General features: G+C 59.8%; 17 protein-coding genes and 1 riboswitch. Of the genes, 14 read left to right on the top strand and 3 right to left on the bottom strand.

What is annotated here, in order from left to right; all coding sequences use genetic code 11:
- Positions 1 to 24 precede the first annotated feature (24 nt).
- The gene (locus PSUM_RS02625; RefSeq protein WP_083348923.1) at positions 25 to 1,638 is read right to left on the bottom strand and encodes a mechanosensitive ion channel family protein; all 1,614 of its coding nucleotides are present in this window, start codon (positions 1,636 to 1,638) and stop codon (positions 25 to 27) included.
- 705 nt (positions 1,639 to 2,343) lie between these two features.
- Here PSUM_RS02625 and PSUM_RS02620 point away from each other — a divergent pair.
- From PSUM_RS02620 to PSUM_RS02575, 10 genes are all read left to right on the top strand, one after another.
- Complete coding sequence (locus tag PSUM_RS02620; protein ID WP_083348922.1) at positions 2,344 to 4,188, top strand: glycoside hydrolase family 15 protein; 1,845 nt, start codon at positions 2,344 to 2,346, stop codon at positions 4,186 to 4,188.
- A 340-nt stretch (positions 4,189 to 4,528) separates the two neighbouring features.
- Positions 4,529 to 5,089 (top strand): lipocalin family protein, encoded by a 561-nt coding sequence (locus PSUM_RS02615; protein ID WP_020797750.1) that lies wholly within the window; start codon positions 4,529 to 4,531, stop codon positions 5,087 to 5,089.
- An 80-nt stretch (positions 5,090 to 5,169) separates the two neighbouring features.
- Positions 5,170 to 6,336, top strand: a complete 1,167-nt coding sequence (locus PSUM_RS02610; protein WP_083348921.1) for an acetyltransferase domain-containing protein — start codon at positions 5,170 to 5,172, stop codon at positions 6,334 to 6,336.
- Between the two features lie 46 nt (positions 6,337 to 6,382).
- Positions 6,383 to 6,577, top strand: a riboswitch (cobalamin riboswitch).
- A gap of 146 nt (positions 6,578 to 6,723) precedes the next feature.
- The gene (locus PSUM_RS02605) at positions 6,724 to 7,737 is read left to right on the top strand and encodes an ABC transporter substrate-binding protein (protein ID WP_033043432.1); all 1,014 of its coding nucleotides are present in this window, start codon (positions 6,724 to 6,726) and stop codon (positions 7,735 to 7,737) included.
- Positions 7,734 to 8,750: a FecCD family ABC transporter permease gene (locus PSUM_RS02600; RefSeq protein WP_033043433.1), complete on the top strand. Its 1,017-nt coding sequence runs from the start codon at positions 7,734 to 7,736 to the stop codon at positions 8,748 to 8,750. Before PSUM_RS02605 ends, PSUM_RS02600 begins: the two co-directional genes overlap by 4 nt.
- Positions 8,747 to 9,538 (top strand): ABC transporter ATP-binding protein, encoded by a 792-nt coding sequence (locus PSUM_RS02595; protein ID WP_083348920.1) that lies wholly within the window; start codon positions 8,747 to 8,749, stop codon positions 9,536 to 9,538. The genes PSUM_RS02600 and PSUM_RS02595 overlap by 4 nt, the downstream gene beginning before the upstream one ends.
- A gap of 21 nt (positions 9,539 to 9,559) precedes the next feature.
- Positions 9,560 to 10,894: an OprD family porin gene (locus PSUM_RS02590; RefSeq protein WP_083348919.1), complete on the top strand. Its 1,335-nt coding sequence runs from the start codon at positions 9,560 to 9,562 to the stop codon at positions 10,892 to 10,894.
- 40 nt (positions 10,895 to 10,934) lie between these two features.
- Complete coding sequence (locus PSUM_RS02585) at positions 10,935 to 11,540, top strand: hypothetical protein (protein ID WP_083348918.1); 606 nt, start codon at positions 10,935 to 10,937, stop codon at positions 11,538 to 11,540.
- 52 nt (positions 11,541 to 11,592) lie between these two features.
- Entirely contained in the window at positions 11,593 to 11,988 is a 396-nt protein-coding gene (locus tag PSUM_RS02580) for an avidin-fold protein (RefSeq protein ID WP_020797743.1), read from the top strand.
- 31 nt (positions 11,989 to 12,019) lie between these two features.
- Positions 12,020 to 12,415, top strand: a complete 396-nt coding sequence (locus PSUM_RS02575; protein WP_033043439.1) for a GFA family protein — start codon at positions 12,020 to 12,022, stop codon at positions 12,413 to 12,415.
- 48 nt (positions 12,416 to 12,463) lie between these two features.
- On the opposite strand, the gene PSUM_RS02570 is transcribed toward PSUM_RS02575, so the two are convergent.
- Positions 12,464 to 12,922 carry a winged helix-turn-helix transcriptional regulator gene (locus tag PSUM_RS02570; RefSeq protein WP_020797741.1) on the bottom strand — a complete coding sequence of 153 codons (459 nt, stop codon included), beginning with the start codon at positions 12,920 to 12,922 and terminating at the stop codon, positions 12,464 to 12,466.
- Between the two features lie 98 nt (positions 12,923 to 13,020).
- Between PSUM_RS02570 and PSUM_RS02565 the strand changes: the two genes are divergently transcribed.
- The gene (locus tag PSUM_RS02565) at positions 13,021 to 14,277 is read left to right on the top strand and encodes an MFS transporter (protein ID WP_020797740.1); all 1,257 of its coding nucleotides are present in this window, start codon (positions 13,021 to 13,023) and stop codon (positions 14,275 to 14,277) included.
- Positions 14,278 to 14,396: 119 nt separating this feature from the next.
- Entirely contained in the window at positions 14,397 to 14,903 is a 507-nt protein-coding gene (locus PSUM_RS02560) for a YkgB family protein (protein WP_020797738.1), read from the top strand.
- Positions 14,904 to 14,948: 45 nt separating this feature from the next.
- On the opposite strand, the gene PSUM_RS02555 is transcribed toward PSUM_RS02560, so the two are convergent.
- Positions 14,949 to 15,794 (bottom strand): AraC family transcriptional regulator, encoded by an 846-nt coding sequence (locus PSUM_RS02555; protein WP_083348917.1) that lies wholly within the window; start codon positions 15,792 to 15,794, stop codon positions 14,949 to 14,951.
- A 263-nt stretch (positions 15,795 to 16,057) separates the two neighbouring features.
- Between PSUM_RS02555 and PSUM_RS02550 the strand changes: the two genes are divergently transcribed.
- Both PSUM_RS02550 and PSUM_RS02545 read left to right on the top strand, forming a co-directional pair.
- Positions 16,058 to 17,860: an acyl-CoA dehydrogenase gene (locus tag PSUM_RS02550; protein ID WP_083348916.1), complete on the top strand. Its 1,803-nt coding sequence runs from the start codon at positions 16,058 to 16,060 to the stop codon at positions 17,858 to 17,860.
- Between the two features lie 175 nt (positions 17,861 to 18,035).
- A complete protein-coding gene (locus tag PSUM_RS02545; RefSeq protein ID WP_083348915.1) occupies positions 18,036 to 20,147 on the top strand; it encodes a 3-hydroxyacyl-CoA dehydrogenase NAD-binding domain-containing protein in 2,112 nt (703 codons plus the stop codon).
- Positions 20,148 to 20,158 lie beyond the last annotated feature (11 nt).

Below are 20,158 nucleotides of genomic sequence, written 5' to 3'. Positions count from 1 at the left end.
GTCACAGACTTCCTTTGAGTAAGATCAAGTGTCCTTCCGTTGAAGTGCGGGTGCCGTGAACCACTTTTCTTTGGGTACTTTCTTCTCTTCGCGCGGATCACCCAAATAGTGCGGTGACATGATTTGTACGCCGTACTCGTTGAATACATCCTGGATGTTGGCGTGCAGTATGCTGAGCAGTACCGCACGGGGTCGCGGCAGGCTGGGAATCGCCTGGGCAACCAGCCGGTATTCCGGGTAGAAGTCTGATAATGCCGTTTGAAACACTTGAGGTGGCGGGTCCTCCTGAACACCCGGGGTACGCTTGGCGGCTTCCAGTAGCATCCCCTCTACCTGCCGCCATGGTGTGTCGTAGCCAATGGTTACAACGGTGTCGACTACATAACCAGCACCTTTTACGGTTCGAGAATAGTTTTTGGTGACGGTGCCCGTAATCATCGAGTTGGGCAAAGTCAGCACTTCCCCAAGGCCAGTACGAATGCTTGTTGTGAACGTCCCCAGCTCTGTGACCGTGCCTTCATACTCGCCAATGCGCACGAACTCACCCGGGCGCAAGGTTCGAGTGTAGGTCAGGATCAAACCCGCAGCCGCTTGGCCCACTACGCTGGACGCGCCGAGCGAGATCATTAAACCGATCAACACCGACAATCCTTTGAAGGCATCGGTGCCGGCGCCCGGCAAATAGGGATAGGCCATGGCGAAGGCAAACAACCAGATTGCTAACGAGGTCAAGCGCTGGGTCGGCCGGAGGGTTTCATGGCTCAGCCAACTGAAGGACCCAGAGGTGGCCACGCGATGGACTATTCGACGAGTGAACGCGGTTGTACCCTTCGCGATGAGAAAGATCGCCACTGCAACACCCATTCCAGGTATTGCATCCATTATGCCTTGCAGCAAATAAGCTGCGACTTCCAGAAGGTATTTGTTGAGACTTTCCCCCCATGGTCGGGTGTATGGAAAGCGCGACATGACGAATCCCAACCACTCATACGTCAGCAGCAGTATCACGCCCCAACGCAGTGCCCCAAACAAACGACTGACCAGTGGGTATAGATAATTAGCGTCGATCACTTGGGTTCGCCCGACCCTTAAGGTCCGGGTGTGTCGATGCATCAACTCGGGGAGTTTCCCCAGCAGTTTCCGTCGTAAATAGGCCATGCCCCAAAGCAGCACAAAGTAAATGGCTGTGGCGAATGCCGCAGTGCCAAGAGCTCTGAGAATCAACCGTAGACTTCGTGCCTCCTGAGTTTCAGCCACCACCTGCCTAAGCTTCTCAGCCGTGCCTTCGGCTGCCTCACGCACCGAGGCATATTCCAAACTGTCGACATCTTTGGGTGAGACGATAAAAGCGCGTTTGGTTCCCAGCAGAATCAAGTAGCTATTCTGAATGGGGTCGAGGGTAACAGCGAGATCGTCAGAATCATCCAGCGCTTCGTTGATCACCGTTTTCGCGCGCTTCGCTCGAGTGTCCGGGGACTCTCCCAGCAGAGTTGCACGGAAGACCATGATGCTGCGATTGGCGACTTTGAGATCTGCAGGAGGATGTTCAACAGGGTGCAGTGCGTCTTCTGCGAAGAGCAAAACAGACCAGGACATGCTTAAAACGGCGACCAGTATTGGAAGAAACCTGTCCCGCATCTGCCTGCTCCTTGATTAACAGGTTCCTACGCGGAGTTTGACGATGACATTCAATGCATGTCGTTTCCATGAGTCCTGGAACCAAAGCGTAGTTCAGCAGCTGCAAGATGTCAGATTGCAGGAGGTTACTAATCCCGAACTGGGGATGCGGCAATTGGTGATGAGCCACAGCTTCACACGAAGCCACGATTAGCGCTGCACCATCTGATGCCAGAAGCTGGGTTGTTCTTATGCTCCAGCCTTGGCAGCAGAGCTTGGGCATACCATCTCCGGACATCGCGGGCGGAATACAGAGATGTCTCTGCCGGGCGCTCACATCGGTTGTTCCGCTTCGCGCACATTAATGCCATGGCCAAGGTGATCTTCGGCGATGCAGGATAGGCCCGGTTCTTTCCCAAGGTGGCCAATAAGCTTGCACGAGCGTGGAATATGTTTTGGGCTGCGCGATGATGCACACCCCGTGCAGAGTAGTAAAACTTTCCGGGCATCACGCATCAGTCTTGGCCTTGGCCTTGGCCTATTGCATCACTTGAGCCGCTACACGCAAGGCAACCCCCTGCTATGATTTCTTAGGGACCTCATCGTAGAGGTCGCCCATGAACGCTTTAGCCAAGATCCGCATTGAGGCCAAAACATCAGCCGTTACTGACCGCACTCGATAACACCGATTACGGCTGGCAGCATTCTGATTCGGCGAGTTGAACAATGTCCATGCCTATAGAGCAATACGCCATGATCGGTGACGGCCATACCGCCGCACTGGTGGGCCGTGATGGTTCGATCGATTGGCTGTGCTTGCCCTATTTCGACTCGGGCGCCTGCTTCGCAGCCCTGCTAGGTGGCTCAGAGAATGGGCGCTGGGCGATTGCCCCACGCGAAAAAATCACTTCGGTAAGTCGCCGATATCGCGAAGGTACTTTAATCCTGGAAACAGACTTCGAGACCCCTTCTGGTGCAGTACGCCTGATTGATTGCATGCCATTATCGAACGAACGTTGGGATGTGTTACGCATCGTCGTAGGCCTGCGGGGGCGCGTCGCCATGGGAATGGAACTCGTTATCCGTTTTGATTACGGCTCCATTGTCCCTTGGGTAACCCGGCACAATGGCGCGCTGTTCGCGACTGCCGGGCCAGACACTCTCGAACTGCATACCCCTGTACACATACGTGGCGAGCAGATGACCTCACGGGCCGACTTTGAAGTCGGAGTCGGTGAGCGCGTGCCTTTCGTGCTCAATTACCGGCCGTCGCATGAACCGGCACAGCACGCCATTGACGCCGAAAGTACGCTGGAGCAAACCGAGCGCCACTGGCAGAATTGGTCTGGGCGCTGTCGCTTTGAATGCCGCTGGCAGGATGCAGTGCTGCGCTCCTTACTCACGCTAAAGGCACTCATCTACCAGCCCACAGGTGGCATCGTCGCAGCACCAACCACCTCGCTGCCCGAGTACCCGGGTGGCGTGCGTAACTGGGACTACCGTTACTGCTGGCTACGCGACGCGACCTTCACACTAAACGCTCTGCTACTCGCTGGTTATACCGACGAGGCTCTGGCTTGGTGCGACTGGCTGTTGCGCGCTGTGGCGGGTAGCCCGGCCGACCTGCAGATACTGTACAGCGTGACAGGCGAACGCCGGCTTAAAGAAACCGAAATCCCGTGGCTTCCTGGCTATATGCAGGCCGCACCGGTGCGCATAGGCAATGCAGCGGCGGAACAGTTCCAGCTCGACGTCTATGGAGAAGTGATGGACACCCTGCATTTGGCGCGCGCGGCGGGTCAGGTGCTGCAGCCGCATGCTTGGAACATCCAGTGTGCCTTGCTGAACTATCTTGACAGCCATTGGCAAGAGCCTGATGAGGGTATCTGGGAAGTCCGTGGGCCTCGACGGCATTTCACGCACTCGAAGGTAATGGCTTGGGTTGCCTTCGATCGAGGTATAAAAGCGGTCGAACGCTATGGCTTAGAGGGCCCCGTTGCGGCCTGGCGTCGAACCCGCGAACAAATTCATGCGCAGGTCTGCGAAGCTGGCTTCGATGTGAAACGTAAGTGCTTCACTCAGCATTACGGCAGTACGGCGCTTGATGCCAGCCTGCTACTCATCCCACTGGTAGGCTTTCTGCCGCCGGACGATTCTCGAGTACGATCCACGATCGCTGCGATCGAACGCGAACTTGTGGTCGACGGCCTGGTGCTGCGCTACCGCGTTGAGACTGCGACGGCCGTCGACGGCCTACCGCCAGGCGAAGGTGCCTTTCTGCCTTGCAGTTTTTGGTTAGCCGACTGCCTCGCCGTGACCGGTCGTCAAGTTGAGGCCGAGGCGCTGTTCGAGCGCCTGCTAGCTTTGCGCAACGACGTTGGCCTGCTCGCCGAGGAGTTCGACCCTCGCAGCGGACACATGCTAGGAAACTTCCCGCAGGCCTTAAGCCATATGGCGCTTATCAATACCGCACGATTGCTTTCACTGGCGCCGGGGCAGTTAGATGAATCGAGCCGCACAGGTGAGCGGCTGGTAACCACGAACGCCAGGCCATGTCCCCCGCACGAATGACTGCGTTACCGAGAATTCCTATCGTCGCGTCGGCCGTTCACCAGCGTGCATTTGAAAGCCGTCTAACTTGCAATTATTGGACATTCAGCTGTCACCGATTGAGTTTCAAACACATTGCACCGCGAGCCTAGAGAGCACTTATAAAACCCGGGGTCATTCACATCTATGCAGCAAACTCGCCTGGCTCAACAAGCACGGCCGCCGTTCATCAGTACCAAATTGGAGCGATACAATGGATTGAACTGGCTTTAGGTCTATCGTTGAACCTAAGAACCAGGTTGTTCACCAGACTTTCCAACGGCAAAAGGGGTATGAGTCGCCAGTTTTGAGCGATAGTGCTATGCGCAGAATACTTGACTACTTTTTTACTGGCCTGATTTTGGCCGGTTTGAGTTCTACCGTTTCTGGTAATCAGGCAGACAGCCCCAATCGCTCATTGCAACCTGTCGTCAGTATTGATCTTCCTCGGTTCATGGGCATCTGGTACGAGATCGCCCGAACCCCCAATCAGTTTCAGAAAAAGTGCGCGGGCTTCACCCGCACCGATTTTCACCTGCAAGCCGACGGTACCGTGCAAGCGCTCTACCGCTGTCGATTGCGCAATGGCCAACCCTATCTTTTTATCGCCACTGGTCATCAAGTGGGTGATACCCACTCTCCAAAGCTTAAAGTGCGTTTCGCGCCAGAATGGCTGTCGTTCCTTCCGGCAGTGTGGGGGGACTACTGGATTGTAGATATTGACAACCAATATCAACTGGCCGCCGTCAGTGAGCCGACTCGCAAATATTTGTGGATTTTGTCTCGAACAACTCACGTAGCCCCTCAAGCTTACGCAGCCCTATTGAAACGACTGAGAAACAAAGGTTTTACGGTAGAGCGGCTGCTGATGACACAGCAATAGGGTGTATGTTACGTTATAACAACATAGAAACTGTCGATTGCTAACCGACAGCGTGACCCACCCCCTGCCTGCGACTTTCGATGACAAACCTTGTTCAAATCCCGCCCATCACCCGCCTGGGCCAACGCCTGACGTCCATCGATGCCCTCAGGGGCCTGGTGATTATTTTCATGCTGCTGGACCATGTGCGCGAGACGTTCTTCCTGCACCGCCAGGTCACCGACCCGATGCTCGTCGACAGCACGGAGCCAACGTTGTTTTTCAGCCGCACCCTCGCACATTTGTGTGCGCCGGTGTTCGTTCTGCTCACTGGACTGTCGGCATTCCTGTACGGTGAGAAGCACCAGGGCACGCCGTCGATGTTCCTGTTCAAGCGTGGCCTGTTCCTGGTTGTGCTGGAGTTCACCCTGGTGAATTTCGCCTGGACCTTTCAGTTCCCGCCTGCTGTGATCTACCTGCAGGTGATCTGGGCGATTGGTGTCAGCATGATTGCTCTCTCTGTATTGGCCTGGCTACCTCGGCCAATATTGTGTGTCCTGGGCCTGGCCATAGTCGGTTTGCACAACCTGCTCGATCCCCTGCACTTCCCGCCCGGATCGGCGCTGCACCTGCCTTGGGCGATTTTGCATGATCGCGGCTGGATCGAATTCTCCGACCACTTGCGCCTGCGCACCTCCTACCCCGTGCTGCCGTGGATCGGCGTCATCGCCCTGGGTTACTGCATCGGTCCGTGGTTCGCACGCTCTACCTCGACCGCCATGCGTCAGCGTTATCTGTTGCTGACAGGTGCCTGCGCATTGATCGGTTTCATCGCCCTGCGCCTGGTCAACGGTTATGGCGAAGCGCAGTGGGTGGTTCATGAAAGCACCACGCACACCCTCATGAGTTTCTTCAACATCACCAAGTATCCGCCTTCCCTGCTGTTCCTGTGTCTGACGCTAGGCGTCGGGCTACTGCTGCTGTCTGGTTTCGAGCGGGCCCGACAACGCCAGTGGATCGGTGCCCTGGCGGTGTTTGGCGCGGCACCGATGTTCTTCTACTTGCTCCATCTTTATGTGCTGAAAATCCTGTATCTGCTGAGCGTGGCGATGTTCGGTCTGAACCAGGGCGACTACTTCGGCTTCCAGAGCATGTGGGCCGTGTGGCTGGCGGCCGTGCTCCTGGCTGCAACGCTGTACCTGCCAGTGCGCTGGTTCGCGGCATTGAAGGCACGTCGTCGCGATATCGGCTGGCTCAAATACTTCTGATCGGCACAGCTCAACAGGACTTGGGTTCGCCTCGGGCGGCATGATCGACTACCATGCCGCCGCCGGTTCCCAAACGGGATTAATAGGGAATCCGTGATGCTGCCAACGCATCAAACGGAACTGCCCCCGCAACTGTAGGTGCCGAGCCTGCTCCTGAACTGCCACTGGGATCGATTCCCGGGAAGGCTGGAGCACGCCATGACGCATCAGTCAGGAGACCTGCCGGCCAAGCAACAAATCACTAACCGGCGGGGTGTCCGGGAAGGACATCTATGCGCGCGTCACTCAGGTGATGGGCCTTGCACTGCTGTTTTCGGCAGCGCTCGATGATGTGTTTTCCAGACCTTGCACCCTGGCTGCGTGTACGGTTCAAATGGAGATTGCATCATGCTGTTGCCGCGCTTTTTCGCCCTCGTCACCGGCCTGGGACTTTCTGCCCTCGCCTGTGCCTCCCCTACTCATTACCCGCTGACGATCGAGAACTGCGGCAGCACACTGACGTTCACGCACGCCCCTGTCCGGGCGGTGACTATCGGCCAGGCCGGCACCGAAATGCTCTACGCCCTGGGACTCGGTGACAAACTGGTCGGCACTTCGCTGTGGTTCAATGATGTGCTGGGCAAATACAAGGGGCAAAACGACAGGATCGAACGCCTGGCCGATAACGAGCCGAGTTTCGAGTCGGTAATCGGCAAGCGCCCGGAACTGGTCGCTGTCGAACTTGAGTGGATGGTCGGCCCGCAAGGCGCAGTCGCTACCCGCGAGCAGTTTCACGAACTGCAGATTCCAACCTATCTCATGCCCTCGGACTGCGAATCCAAGGACAACCTGGTGGGGGCCGACGGCACCCGCCTGCAGCCGTTTCGCATTGACAGTCTCTACAAAAGCATTACCCAACTGGCCGAGATTTTTGATGTCCAGGCGCGCGGGCAGCAACTGAACGCGCAACTGCAGGCCAGCCTGGCCAAGTCCATTGCCGCGGTGCAAGGCAAAGACCTCACGCACACCAGCGCGCTGGTCTGGTTTTCCAGTGCCAGCCTGGACATCGATCCCTATGTCGCCGGGCACAAGGGCATCCCCGACTTCATGCTGGGCACCTTGGGCGTGCGCAATGTGGTGCAGTCCGACGAAGAGTGGCCAACCGTTGGCTGGGAAACCATCGCCAAGGCCAACCCGACATTCCTGGTCATCGCCCGCATGGATCGCCGGCGTTTCCCGGCTGATGACTATCAACGGAAACTGCAATTCCTGCGCAGCGATCCGGTGACCCGCAACATGGACGCGGTGAAAAACAACCGCATCATTATCCTCGACGCCATGGCCATGCAGGCCAGCTTGAGAATGTTCGACGGTCTCGAATCGCTGGCAACGGCCATCAACCGCTACGACCTGCCAAAATGACCGCGACGCTGATTCGCACGCTGCTGGCACTGGTGATGCTGCTCGTGGCCGTGATCGCCGGCGTGGCCATCGGTGAAACCCGCATCGAACCTGGTGTGGTGTTCCAGGTGTTGGCCAATAAACTGTGGATGGCCGGGTATGTCCTCGATCCTATCGATGAGGGCATCGTCTGGAACTACCGCCTGACTCGCGCGTTGGTGGCGGCGGCTTGCGGGGCGGGCCTGGCGACCTGCGGGGTGATCCTGCAATCGCTGCTGCGCAACCCGTTGGCCGATCCCTACCTGCTTGGCATTTCCGCGGGGGCCTCGACGGGTGCGGTGCTGGTGGCGTTGCTGGGCCTGGGTGCCGGAGCAATTTCGATGTCGGCCGGGGCGTTTGCCGGCGCCGTCGCCGCCTTCACCGTCGTGGTGTTGCTGGGCCGTGCCAGCGGTTCGCCCGGCAGTACCGGCCAGATCATCCTGGCGGGCATTGCCGGTTCACAACTGTTCAATGCGCTCACCGCGTTCCTGATCACCAAGTCGGCCAGTTCCGAACAGGCTCGCGGCATCATGTTCTGGCTACTGGGCAATCTCAGTGGCGTGCGCTGGCCCTCCGTGTGGCTGGCTGTACCGGTTGCGGTGGCCGGCCTGGCGGTTTGCCTGTGGCACCGGCGGGCACTGGATGCCTTCACCTTTGGCGCCGACTCCGCGGCCTCACTCGGCATTGCGGTTCGTCCCGTGCAATTTCTGTTGATCAGTTGCGCCGCCCTGGTGACGGCGGTGATGGTGTCGATTGTCGGCTCTATCGGTTTCGTTGGACTGGTCATTCCCCACGCCGCCAGGCTGTTGCTGGGCACTCGGCATACCCGCCTGTTGCCGGCGAGTGCGCTGGGCGGTGCGGTGTTTCTGGTGGCCGCCGATGTGCTGTCGCGAACCTTGATCAAGGGCCAGGTAATTCCGGTCGGCGTGATTACGGCATTGGTCGGCGCGCCGGTGTTTGCGCTGATCCTGGTCGGTCGGAGGAATGCCCGATGAATGCGCTTGCGCCGGTTACCGACGAAACCGTGCTGAGTTGTTCCAGCCTCGGATTGCATATCCGCGAAGTTGAACTTCTGCACCAGATTCACCTGGACATTCGTCGTGGCGAAACCCTGGGCCTTGTCGGGCCCAACGGCTCTGGAAAATCCACCCTGCTCAAACTGCTGGCCGGCGTGCGTGCGCCCAGCCGGGGAGCGGTCCATCTCAACGGCCAAGACCTCAAGGCCCTGTCCCGGCGAACCATCGCCCAAACCCTGGCGGTGGTTGAGCAGCAGGCCGACACCCTGGATGCGATCAGTGTGTTCGATGCCGTGGCCCTGGGCCGAACGCCGTGGTTGTCGGCCTTGAGTCCATGGTCGAAGGCGGACGAAGACATCGTCCATCAAGCCTTGCGCGACGTCGATGCGACGCATCTTTGCAGGCGCACGTGGCGTAGCCTCTCTGGCGGCGAGCGTCAGCGCGTGCATATCGCTCGCGCCCTGGCCCAGCGCCCGCAGATCCTGTTGCTGGACGAACCGACCAACCACCTGGATATCCAGCACCAGATGGCGATTCTGCACGTTGTTCACGCATTGCCCGTGACCACCGTGATTGCCCTGCACGACCTCAACCAGGCACTCACCTGCGATCGTCTGGCGGTGCTGGAAAAAGGGCGCTTGGTGGCCCTTGGCAAGCCGCTCGAGGTGTTGACCCCGCGACGCCTGCTGGAGACTTTCGGGGTGCACGCGCACTACCTCATTGACCCCTTCGACGGCACGCACATCCTGCGCTTGCGCTCATCCTGATTTGTTTGTGGACACCCCGGAATGCATACCCGATCAGCCATTCTCTTCGCCCTGGCAAGCCCTCTCGCACTCGCCGATTCAGTTCAATCGCAAGCCAAGGGATTTATCCAGGACAGCGCCTGGAGCGTGCTCAATCGCACGGTTTACGACCATCGCGAGTACCTCAATGGCGCCCGCAATGGCGCTGCGCGTAATGCCTACAAACCGCGTGATGAGCGTAATGGCTACGCCGAAGAATGGGCCTACGGGCTGATGGCGACGGTGCAATCGGGCTTCACCCAGGGCTTGATCGGGGTGGGCATGGATGCCCATGCCTACCTCGGGGCACAACTCGACAGCGGCGGTGGCCGCGCAGGGAAAGCGCGATTGCTCGGTCTCGACAACCAGGGACATCCCAAGGATGCGTTCAGCCGCGGCGGTGCGGCACTCAAACTGCGCCGGTCATCGACCGTGCTGAGCTATGGCGAACAGCGCGTGAAAACGCCGGTATTCAGTTCGTCCGATAGCCGTCTGCTCCCGGAGACCGCCACCGGGGTGTTTCTCACAAGCAACGAGTTCGAGGCGCTGACGCTGGTAGCTGGTCATTTCAGCGAAAGTACCGATCGGAACGCCAGCAGCCATGACCAGGGCTTTGTGGTCAACTACTCCAACGCCGTGAAAGGCAATGCCTTCGATCTCGCGGGCGTGGTCTTCACACCGGCAAAGAAGCTGACCGTCAGCGCCTATACATCGCGCTATGAGGACACCTGGAACCAGCATTACCTGGGTAGCTCCTTCATCCAGCCGCTGGATGAAACCCGCGCGTTGTCGATCAACCTGAACCTGTACCGCACCACGGATGAGGGCAAGTCGCTGTCCGGCAGGATCGACAGCACGACCTGGAGCCTGATGTCCACTTACACCCAAGGCCCCCATGGCTTCAGCCTCGGCTATCAGAAGGTGGACGCCAACACACCGTTTGACTACGTCACCCGTGGCGCTATCTTCATCAGCAACGCCGTCCAGCTGTCGGACTTCAACGCTCCCCATGAACAGTCCTGGCAAGCCCGCTACGATCTCGATGCCAGCCCCTGGGGGTTACCGGGCCTGTCCATGAGCGCCGCCTATGTGCGCGGCAGCCGGATCGATGGAAGCCATGTCGACCCGCAAGGCGGCTACGCCTACCTGGGTTATGGCGAAGGCGGCAAACATTGGGAGCGTGACCTGCAGGTGCGCCATGTGGTGCAAGGTGGCACGGCGAAAGGCACCACCCTGTCGTTGCAATACAATGTGCATCGGGGCAATACCGCACAGGCAGAACTGGACACCGACCAGATACGCCTGGCTGTGGAGTATCCGCTGACGGGAAGGTTTTGACGCGTGCCGCAATGACGCAATTAATGGAGCAGTCATAACAATGATCCTGGTTGTTGAAGGTATCAGCGCCAGTGGGAAAACCACTTGGTGCGCCGAGCATGGAAAGCAGCATGTCATTCCCGAAAACGGCCGTTTTGATAACGAGCCGGACCGGATAAAGAATCCAGTCGGAGCAGCCACCTTTTGGGCAGAGCGAAACGTGGATCGCTGGCAACAAACGTTGGCCATGGAAAACACCTCTTCGTGGGCCTTATGTGACAGTGATCCTCTCAAGCTCCACTACATCTGGAGCCTTTGGCAAATCGGCGAGGCGAGCGAACCCGAGTGGCGGGTAGAGTTGGACGCTACAAGAGAAACGATCGCACAAGGACGTATTGGCTTTGCTGACTGTTATATTGTTGGCCGCATCGATCCCCAGCTCGCGCGCGCGCGTGCCAAAGCAGACACCACCCGCCGACGCAGCAAATTCGAGCTACACGTGCGCCTCCAACAAGCGCTGCTGACTTGGTACTCAGCCATGGATGAAGTGCTTCCCGGCAGAGTGCGATTCGGGTTTCCTTCAAAAATGCCCACCGTCGGCAACCTTGATGGGAGATATTCGGTAACGGCATTTGATCAAATGATCGCATCGCTCCCCGGAAAGTAATCAGTACTCCAACGCTAAGATGGACCCTCTCCACTACAAGGAAGCAACATTCATGGAAAGCCCCTTTTCTCAAGTCACCGAACGTTTGAACAATCGCCGATTCACGGTAGCAGGCAATACCCACGGGCTGTCCGGTGCAGGCACGGTGTTTCACTACCAGGTCGAGGGAGATGCCATTTCAAGTACCTACCAGGGCGGCAAGATCCGCATGGGCCATCAGGTCGGCCGCGTGACAGGCCCCGAGACCATCGAGCTGCTTTTTCATTGCCTGACCACGGAGGGTGAGATTCTGTCCGGCTGGTCTCGTGGCACGGTAGGCGTTGATCACGAGGGGCGGACCACCCTGTCCTTCGTATGGGGTTGGTTGTCGGGTGCGACTGGAGGTGGGGAGTCGAGCTACGTCGAGCTTGTCGCTTGGCAAACGCCGTCAGACTGCAAAAAGCCGTGATCTTCACACAGTGCCCAAACCGGAGGACAAAATGAAAGGAAGCTGCGCTTGTGGGGCTGTAGGCTATGAGATCGACAGCATTGATATGCCGATCAGCCATTGTCACTGCAGCACCTGCCGCAAGACCCATGCCGCTGCTTATGTCTCCACGGCTGGCGTGTTGAAAGAGCATTTCAGGTGGACACGAGGCCTGGACGCGTTGAGGCCTTTCGAGTCAACTCCCGGGAAGATCCGACACTTCTGCTCGCACTGCGGATCGCACCTTGCGGCAGAGCGTAACGGCTCAAGCGCGATGATCGTGCGCGTGGCGACGCTGGACGAGGATCCTGGTTCCAGGCCCGAATATCACATCTGGACGGAGCAGGACGTGGCGTGGCTGAATGGGGAGGGTCTGCCAGGGTACTCACAATGGCAGCCTGGGCGATGATGGAAAGTTTGCTTGGCCCTCACCACTTCTGGAATGACAACAGCCGATTCACGACTCGCCATCAACCAGTCTAACCCTGTGGCAATCAGCGGGCCCCAGCGTCTGCCCGCTCGCTGAGCGCACCTCAATCGGCATCAACGGCTTGCCGGACGCATTGTCCAACAGCACAGAACGGGTCTCCTGCGGCTCGAACAGGAATCGTTCGCCCCACTGCCTCATGCAGACCACCAACGGAAAGATCTCCCGTCCTTTCTCTGTCAGCACGTACTCCTTGTAGGCGCTGCCATCCGACGCCGGTCGGATGTCGAATATCCCGATCTCGACCAGAGTCTTCAGTCGCGAAGCCAGAATATTCTTGGCCACGCCCAGGCTCTTCTGAAATTCGCTGAACCGGCGAATGTCGTCAAAGGCATCGCGGATGATCATGAGCGACCAGCGATCGCCAATGGCTTCCAGTGTTCTTGCGACCGGGCATTCGTTGCCTTGTGGCGTAGCGTCGTCGAGCATTTTTTACTCCCGGGAATGTGGTTGCAATTTGAAACCTGTCATGCCAACAATAGATTCAGGTTTTAATTTGCAACCAGTTTAACGCCACGGAGGCGCACATGACAGCAGATACCGATTCAGCGGCCCAATGCCTGGTCAGGCGGCCTGGGCAAATCGGCGAATGCACCGGGTTCGAACACTCTCCAGGGCTTTCACCATCGCTGACGTTATTGTTTTCCATCACCTGCGCACTTGCAGTCGGCAACGTTTACTTCGCGCAACCGTTACTCGATTCCATGGCCCAGAGTCTGGGCGTGGACTCATCTATGATCGGGATTGTGGTGACGGCCACCCAGGTGGGTTACGCGCTGGGGCTGCTGTTCATCGTCCCGCTGGGGGATCTGGTCAATCACAAGCGGCTGATTCTGGCGCAAGTGCTGCTGTCGGCGTTGGCGCTGGCGGCGGTCGGTGCTGCCCAGCAATGGCTGGCCCTGTTGAGTGCCATGATCGTGATGGGCCTGCTGGCCGTGGTCGTACAGGTACTTGTGGCATACGCCGCCGCGCTGGCAACGCCCTCGCAACGCGGGCAAGCCGTCGGGACGGTAACCAGCGGGATTGTCCTGGGCATTCTTCTGGCGCGGTTTACCTCTGGCGTGATTGCGGACATCGCGGGCTGGCGCGCCGTGTACTTTGTGTCTTCAGGGCTGATGCTCACGCTCGCGGCGGTGCTGTGGAAAAGCGTGCCCGTAACGGCAGTGCCAAGGCATCAAGACAGCTACCTCACGCTCATCCGTTCGCTGTTCACCCTATTCATTACCGAGCCCACGTTACGCGCCAGAGGCCTGTTGGCGATGCTGATCTTTGCCGCTTTTTCCGTGTTGTGGACGTCCATGGTGCTGCCCTTGAGCGCCCCGCCGCTGTCGCTGTCACACACGGCTATCGGCCTGTTTGGCCTGGCCGGCGTCGCCGGTGCCCTGGCGGCCAGAAGAGCCGGTCGCTGGGCCGATCAAGGCCTGGGGCAACGAGTGACCGGCATTTCGCTAGGGCTCCTGACGCTGTCCTGGTTGCCCATTGCATTCGCCCAGACGTCCCTGGTCGCCCTGGTCTGCGGCGTCGTCCTGCTCGACTTTGCGGTGCAGGCAGTACACGTCAGCAACCAGAGCATCATCTTCGCCGCACGACCCGACGCGCACAGTCGCATGGTCGGCGCCTACATGTGCTTCTACTCGGTCGGCAGCGCGCTGGGAGCCGCCGCAGCGACCCAGGTTTATGCGCTTTGGGGCTGGATGGCCGTCAGCCTGCTGGGCGCCTCGATCAGTGCTGCTGCTCTGGTCTTGTGGTTTTTCTCGTCGCCAAGTCAAGACGATCTGCACTGAATGCAATACGTTCTGGCGCCACGAGCATGGCATCCAAGGCAACACTGTCCGCACTCCCAACGCACACCGCGCCGGGTTGTTGATTAGCGTTCCTCACCACTCTCCTGGAAGCCTTGATCATGAAAACCTTAAGCATCGACAACAGCAGCACCAACGTACAAAGCTCTTCCACGCTCGGGATCAAAACCATGGCGCTTGGCACCTATGGTGCCTACTTTGCACTCGCCGTCATTTACTTCTGGTTTGGCGGGATGAAGTTCACCCACTACGAAGCCACCGGTCTGGTGCCGCTGGTGAGTAACAGCCCTTTGCTGGGTTGGGTCTACGACATTTTCAGTGTCGATACCTTCTCCAGCCTGCTTGGCATACTGGAGGTCTCGATCGGGGTCCTGATTGCAGGTCGCTTGCTGTCACCCAAGCTTTCATTGATCGGCGCAGCCCTGTCTGCCGGACTGTTCTTCACCACCTTGAGCTTCATGTTCTCGACCCCCGGCGTGATTGAACCCGGCCTCGGTTTTCCAGGCATCTCGGTGGCGCCGGGGCAGTTTCTGCTCAAGGACATCGGCTTGCTTGCCGCCTCGATATTTATCGCCGGCCACTCGCTGACTGAGCTGCAAAGCCGTTGAACCGATGATCGACCCTGCGCGATGGCCTGAAGCAGTTCGATGCTTTCAGGCCATTGCCCCATCATCGTCTCCCGCCAGGTCTTTCACCCAGTCCCGCGGGCTGCAGCCCGTCTTGCGTCGAAACGCACGTGCCAGTGCCGAAGGGCTTTCATAGCCGACCTCGGCGGCGATCAGCGTAATCGACCGCCCTTCACGCAGACGCTTCTGCGCCAGGCTGATCCGCCAACTCAACAGATATTCGGCAGGTGTCTGCCCGATGACGTCGCGAAAATGCACCGCGTAGGCCGCGCGCGACATATTCGACTCGCTCGCAAGTTGCGCAATTGACCAGGCACGCTCGGGTGCGTTGTGAATTTGCACCAGGGAGCGCGCCAACCGCGGATCGGCCAGGCCGGCCATCATTCCGGTGCGCAATTGTTGGTGATCAAGCAGATGCCGAAACAACAGGATGATCAGCAGTTCAAATAAACGCTCCAGAGCTGCCTCCCTGCCACAATGCGCGCTCGCTGCCTCGCCGAACATCCACTTCAGCGTATCGGCCAGCATGGGCAGTTCATCCAGGGACAACACCAGGTAATCGGGTAACGAAGCCGCCAACGGATTATCGATTCCGCCCTCGAACTCCATTGAGGCACACAACAGTTGAGCGCCCTCGGACTCGTTGGCAAACAACTGATGTCGGCTGGGGCGTGGCATGAAAATCAGGCTGGGCCGGGTCAGCAGTAAGTCCTTGCGATCGGCGCCCAGCAACGTGACGCTGCCCGCCTGCAGCAGATGAACATAACCACGCCCTTGCGCACCATCGTAGGACGCGAGGCCGCATAACCTGCCGTTGTAAAACAGGTTTGCGCGTACGCCGAACTGCGAAAACAAGGTAGACAGGCGATCCATGGACGATCTCTTGGCCAGGCCTAGACGCTCAGATCATAGCATCGGCGGTGGGTGCTTCGACGCAAGCCCCGTGCCTGGAACCTTCGAGGCTCTCTCTTCGCGCCTGTTGCGGGCGAGGACACTGTTTCCGTCACCTGACGACGTCCGGGCCTCCCCCAAAGGAGGGGGATAAAAGCCCGGCACATCACACTATTGTGGACGCCTGTAACGGGCCGAGAATTGCTTCCATGGCCCACACTCGACACTGTTTGACGAGAGATGCCATGACTGACCTGCTGCTCAACGAATGCGAACTGCGCTTCCAGCTTTACGAGCTGCTCGATACCGAAGCGTTGCTGCAACGCCCGCGCTACGCCGAGCACGACCGCGGCGTGTTCGACGCTTCTCTCACCACCGCCCGCCAGATCGCCGCTGAGCTGTTCGCCCCGCACAATCACAAGGGCGATGCCAACGAACCGACCTTCGATGGCGAGCGGGTTCACATGATCGCCGAAACCAAAGTCGCCTGGGACGCCTTTGCCCAGGCCGGGTTCCTGGCCGCCCACCACGACTTTGCCGATGGCGGCCTGCAATTGCCGGAAGTGATCCTGCGAGCTTGCATGGCCTACTTCAACGCGGCGAATATTTCCACGGTTGCCTATTCCTTCCTGAGCATCGGCGCGACCAATCTGCTCAGGGCCTTTGCCAGTCCACCGTTGCTTGAACGCTTCCTGGCGCCGATGCTCGACGGTCGCTTCAGCGGCACGATGGCCCTCACCGAACCCGGCCAGGGCTCGGCGCTGGGCGACCTGCGCACCCTGGCACGCCCGGCTGAAAACGGCACTTACCGGATCTTCGGCCAGAAGATGTTCATCTCCGGTGGCGACCACGAACTGACCGAGAACATCGTGCACATGGTGTTGGCCCGCATCGAAGGCGCGCCGGCCGGGACCAAGGGCATTTCGCTGTTCCTGGTGCCCAAGTTCCTGGTCAATGCCGATGGCAGCGTCGGTGCGCGCAACGACGTGGCGCTGGCCGGCCTGCTGCACAAGATGGGCTATCGCAACACCACGTCCACGGTGCTCAGCTTCGGCGAGCACGACGGCGCCGTGGGCTACCTGGTCGGTGAGGAACATCAGGGCCTGAGCTACATGTTCCAGATGATGAACGAGGCCCGCATCGGTGTCGGCCTCGGGGCCGCCAGCCTCGCCTACCAGAGCTACATTCACGCCCTGGACTACGCCCGCCAGCGGCCACAGGGCCGCTTGCCCGGGAACAAGAACCCGGCGGCACCCCAGGTGCGCATCATCGAGCACGCCGATGTGCGTCGGATGCTGCTGCAACAGAAGGTCTACGCCGAGGGCAGCCTGGCGCTGTGCTTGTATGCCAGCAGCCTGGTGGAAGATGCCCACACCGCGACCACTGCGCTGGCGCGCAACAATGCCGGCGAATTGCTCGACCTGCTGACGCCGGTGGTCAAGACCTACCCCTCGCGCTACGGCCTGCTCGCGTCCGAGATTGGCGTCCAGGTGCTTGGCGGCGCCGGTTATACCCGCGAATACCCGCTGGAACAGTACTACCGCGACAATCGCCTGAACCCGATTCATGAAGGCACCGAAGGCATCCAGGCCATCGACCTGCTGGGTCGAAAACTGGGGCCGCGCGGAGGTGATGGCTATCGACTGTTCACCGCCGAAGTGCTTGCCACCCTGCTCACCGCCAACAGCGACCCACACTGTGCGCCGCTCGCGGCACTGCTGGCCGATGCCTTGCGCGTACTCGAGCAAGTCACCGCCAGCCTGCAAACGCAGGTGACGGCCGATGCCAACCTCGGCATGGCCAATGCCACGCCCTATCTGGACCTGTTTGGACGCGTGGTGGTCGGGTGGATCTGGTTGCGCCAGGCCCTGCTGGCCAGCCGCGCCCTGGGTTCGGGCGCCGGCGACAGCGACGCCGATTTCTATCAAGGCAAGTTGCAGGCTGCGCATTACTACATGACCTGGGAACTGGCGTCGCTGGAGTCCCAGGGGCGGCTGCTCACTGAAGCCAACCATGTCGCCTACTACATGCAGGACCGCTGGTTCTAATGCCCCTCCCCTGTAGGAGCGAGCATGCTCCGGGCGGCGTTCCGACGATGGTCGTCAACGATAACGCGTGCTTTCAGGATTCACGCGGTGTTTGGAAGTTCATCGTCGGAACGCCGCCCGGAGCATGCTCGCTCCTACAGGGGGCCGTGATAACAATAAATTTCGGGAAATCAACATGAGCAACCTGGTCACCTACCACGTCGAAGACAACCTCGCCCTGATCGGCCTGGCATCAAAGCCGGTCAACGCACTGGGGCAACCCCTGCGTGCGGCCATTCTCGACGCCTGCGAGCGCGCCGCCAGCGATCCTGCCGTCTCGGCGATCATTGTGCACGGTGCAAACGGCTTGTTCTGCGCCGGTGCCGATATCAGCGAATTCGGCCTTCCCGGGTCTTTCGCCGCCCCTTCGCTGCCCGACTTGCTGTTGCGTCTGACCCAAATCGACAAACCACTGATTGCCAGCATCGATCGCTTCGCCCTCGGTGGTGGGCTGGAGCTGGCGCTGGCCTGCGGTTATCGCATCAGCGCTGCCGACAGCCGTCTCGGCTTGCCGGAAATCAACCTGGGCCTATTGCCCGGTGCGGGTGGGACCCAGCGTTTGCCGCGACTGATCGGCGCCGAACCGGCACTGGAAATGATGATCTCCGGCCAGCCTGTCAGCGCAGGCAGGGCCCTTGAGCTCGGCTTGATCGACCGCTTGCCCGGGGACGGCGAATGCCTGCTCGATGGCGCACGTCACTTCGCCCAGGAGTTGATCCGCGAAAGCGCACCGGCGCGCCCCGCAGAACGTCACGCCAACCCGGCCGCCGCCCTGCCCGATGGGTATTTCACAGACTATCGGGCCAGCCACGAACCGCGCTGGAAAAACCGCCTGGCGCCCCGACTGGTGCTGGCGGCCGTCGAGTCGGCCTGCGTGCTGCCGTTGCAGGCCGGCCTGCAGCGCGAAGTCGCCTTGTTCAAGGAAGCCGAAGCCTCGACGCAATCCCAGGCCTTGCGCCATGTGTTTTTCGCCGAGCGCGAGGCCGGCAAAGTGGCCGGTGTCACCGCTAACACTGCCTTGCGTCCGGTCGCCCGGGTCGCGGTGATCGGCGCCGGGACCATGGGCGGTGGCATCGCCATGAACTTCGCCAACGTGGGCATCCCCGTCACGCTGCTGGAGCTCAAACCCGAGGCGCTGGAGCGTGGGTTGGGGCAAATCCGCAGCAGCTATGAGATCAGCCGGCAACGCGGCAAGCTGACCCAGGAACAGCTCGACCAGCGCATGGCCTTGCTCACCGGCACCCTTGACTATGCCGACATTGCCGAGTGCGACCTGGTGATCGAGGCGGTGTTCGAAAGCCTGCCGATCAAGCAACAGGTGTTCCGCACCCTGGATGAGGTGTGCAAGCCAGGCGCGATTCTGGCCAGCAACACCTCCACCCTCGATGTCGACCAGATCGCCGCGGTTACGCGCCGCCCGCAAGACGTCATCGGCCTGCACTTTTTCAGTCCGGCCAATGTGATGCGCCTGCTCGAAGTGGTTCGCGGCAAACTCACCGCGCCCGAGGTGCTGGCGACCACACTGAAACTGGGCAAGACGATTGGAAAAATCCCGGTAGTGTCCGGCGTGTGCTTCGGCTTCATCGGCAATCGCATGCTCGAACCCTACTCCCGCGAAGCCCATCGCCTGGTATTGGAGGGCGCTACGCCAGCGCAAATCGACCAGGTGCTGACTGACCTCGGCCTGGCCATGGGGGTGATGGCGATGCACGACCTGGCCGGGATCGACGTCAGCTTCCTGGTGCGCGAGTCGCGTCGTGAAGCGATTGCCCATGATCCGAGCTATTGCCGCCTGGCTGACGAACTGAACGCCCTCGGCCGCTTCGGCCAGAAGACCCGGCGCGGTGCGTATATCTATGAGGGTCGCGAGCGCAAGGAGGACTTCGAGGTCATCACCCTGGCCGAACGCATCGCCGGCGAACTGGACATCCGCCGCCGGCCGATCGCCACGCAGGAGATTCATGACCGCTGCCTGTTCATGCTGATCAACGAGGGCATCCAGCTGCTCGACGAAGGCATTGCCGAGCGCAGTGGCGATATCGACCTGGTGTGGATCAACGGTTACGGCTTCCCGGCGTGGCTCGGCGGGCCGATGCATTATGCCGAGCAGATCGGCCTGGACAAGGTGCTGGACGGTATCCGCCATTACCGCAAGGCCCTCGGCGAATACGGCGAGATGTGGTTCCACCCTGCCCCGTTGCTGGAACACCTGGTGGCTGCCGGCAAGACCCGCATCGAACGAATCTGAGTCCCGATCGG

It is taken from the genome of Pseudomonas umsongensis, from assembly GCF_002236105.1.
GTDB lineage: Bacteria > Pseudomonadota > Gammaproteobacteria > Pseudomonadales > Pseudomonadaceae > Aquipseudomonas > Aquipseudomonas umsongensis.
This window is presented reverse-complemented; position numbering and strand designations above follow the sequence as displayed.

What these genes read in the sequence shown, in the direction of transcription:
- PSUM_RS02625 (WP_083348923.1), bottom strand. Translation starts at nt 1,638, where the DNA reads ATGCGGGACAGGTTTCTTCCAATACTGGTCGCCGTTTTAAGCATGTCC.
- PSUM_RS02620 (WP_083348922.1), top strand. Translation starts at nt 2,344, where the DNA reads ATGTCCATGCCTATAGAGCAATACGCCATGATCGGTGACGGCCATACC.
- PSUM_RS02615 (WP_020797750.1), top strand. Translation starts at nt 4,529, where the DNA reads ATGCGCAGAATACTTGACTACTTTTTTACTGGCCTGATTTTGGCCGGT.
- PSUM_RS02610 (WP_083348921.1), top strand. Translation starts at nt 5,170, where the DNA reads ATGACAAACCTTGTTCAAATCCCGCCCATCACCCGCCTGGGCCAACGC.
- PSUM_RS02605 (WP_033043432.1), top strand. Translation starts at nt 6,724, where the DNA reads ATGCTGTTGCCGCGCTTTTTCGCCCTCGTCACCGGCCTGGGACTTTCT.
- PSUM_RS02600 (WP_033043433.1), top strand. Translation starts at nt 7,734, where the DNA reads ATGACCGCGACGCTGATTCGCACGCTGCTGGCACTGGTGATGCTGCTC.
- PSUM_RS02595 (WP_083348920.1), top strand. Translation starts at nt 8,747, where the DNA reads ATGAATGCGCTTGCGCCGGTTACCGACGAAACCGTGCTGAGTTGTTCC.
- PSUM_RS02590 (WP_083348919.1), top strand. Translation starts at nt 9,560, where the DNA reads ATGCATACCCGATCAGCCATTCTCTTCGCCCTGGCAAGCCCTCTCGCA.
- PSUM_RS02585 (WP_083348918.1), top strand. Translation starts at nt 10,935, where the DNA reads ATGATCCTGGTTGTTGAAGGTATCAGCGCCAGTGGGAAAACCACTTGG.
- PSUM_RS02580 (WP_020797743.1), top strand. Translation starts at nt 11,593, where the DNA reads ATGGAAAGCCCCTTTTCTCAAGTCACCGAACGTTTGAACAATCGCCGA.
- PSUM_RS02575 (WP_033043439.1), top strand. Translation starts at nt 12,020, where the DNA reads ATGAAAGGAAGCTGCGCTTGTGGGGCTGTAGGCTATGAGATCGACAGC.
- PSUM_RS02570 (WP_020797741.1), bottom strand. Translation starts at nt 12,922, where the DNA reads ATGCTCGACGACGCTACGCCACAAGGCAACGAATGCCCGGTCGCAAGA.
- PSUM_RS02565 (WP_020797740.1), top strand. Translation starts at nt 13,021, where the DNA reads ATGACAGCAGATACCGATTCAGCGGCCCAATGCCTGGTCAGGCGGCCT.
- PSUM_RS02560 (WP_020797738.1), top strand. Translation starts at nt 14,397, where the DNA reads ATGAAAACCTTAAGCATCGACAACAGCAGCACCAACGTACAAAGCTCT.
- PSUM_RS02555 (WP_083348917.1), bottom strand. Translation starts at nt 15,794, where the DNA reads ATGGATCGCCTGTCTACCTTGTTTTCGCAGTTCGGCGTACGCGCAAAC.
- PSUM_RS02550 (WP_083348916.1), top strand. Translation starts at nt 16,058, where the DNA reads ATGACTGACCTGCTGCTCAACGAATGCGAACTGCGCTTCCAGCTTTAC.
- PSUM_RS02545 (WP_083348915.1), top strand. Translation starts at nt 18,036, where the DNA reads ATGAGCAACCTGGTCACCTACCACGTCGAAGACAACCTCGCCCTGATC.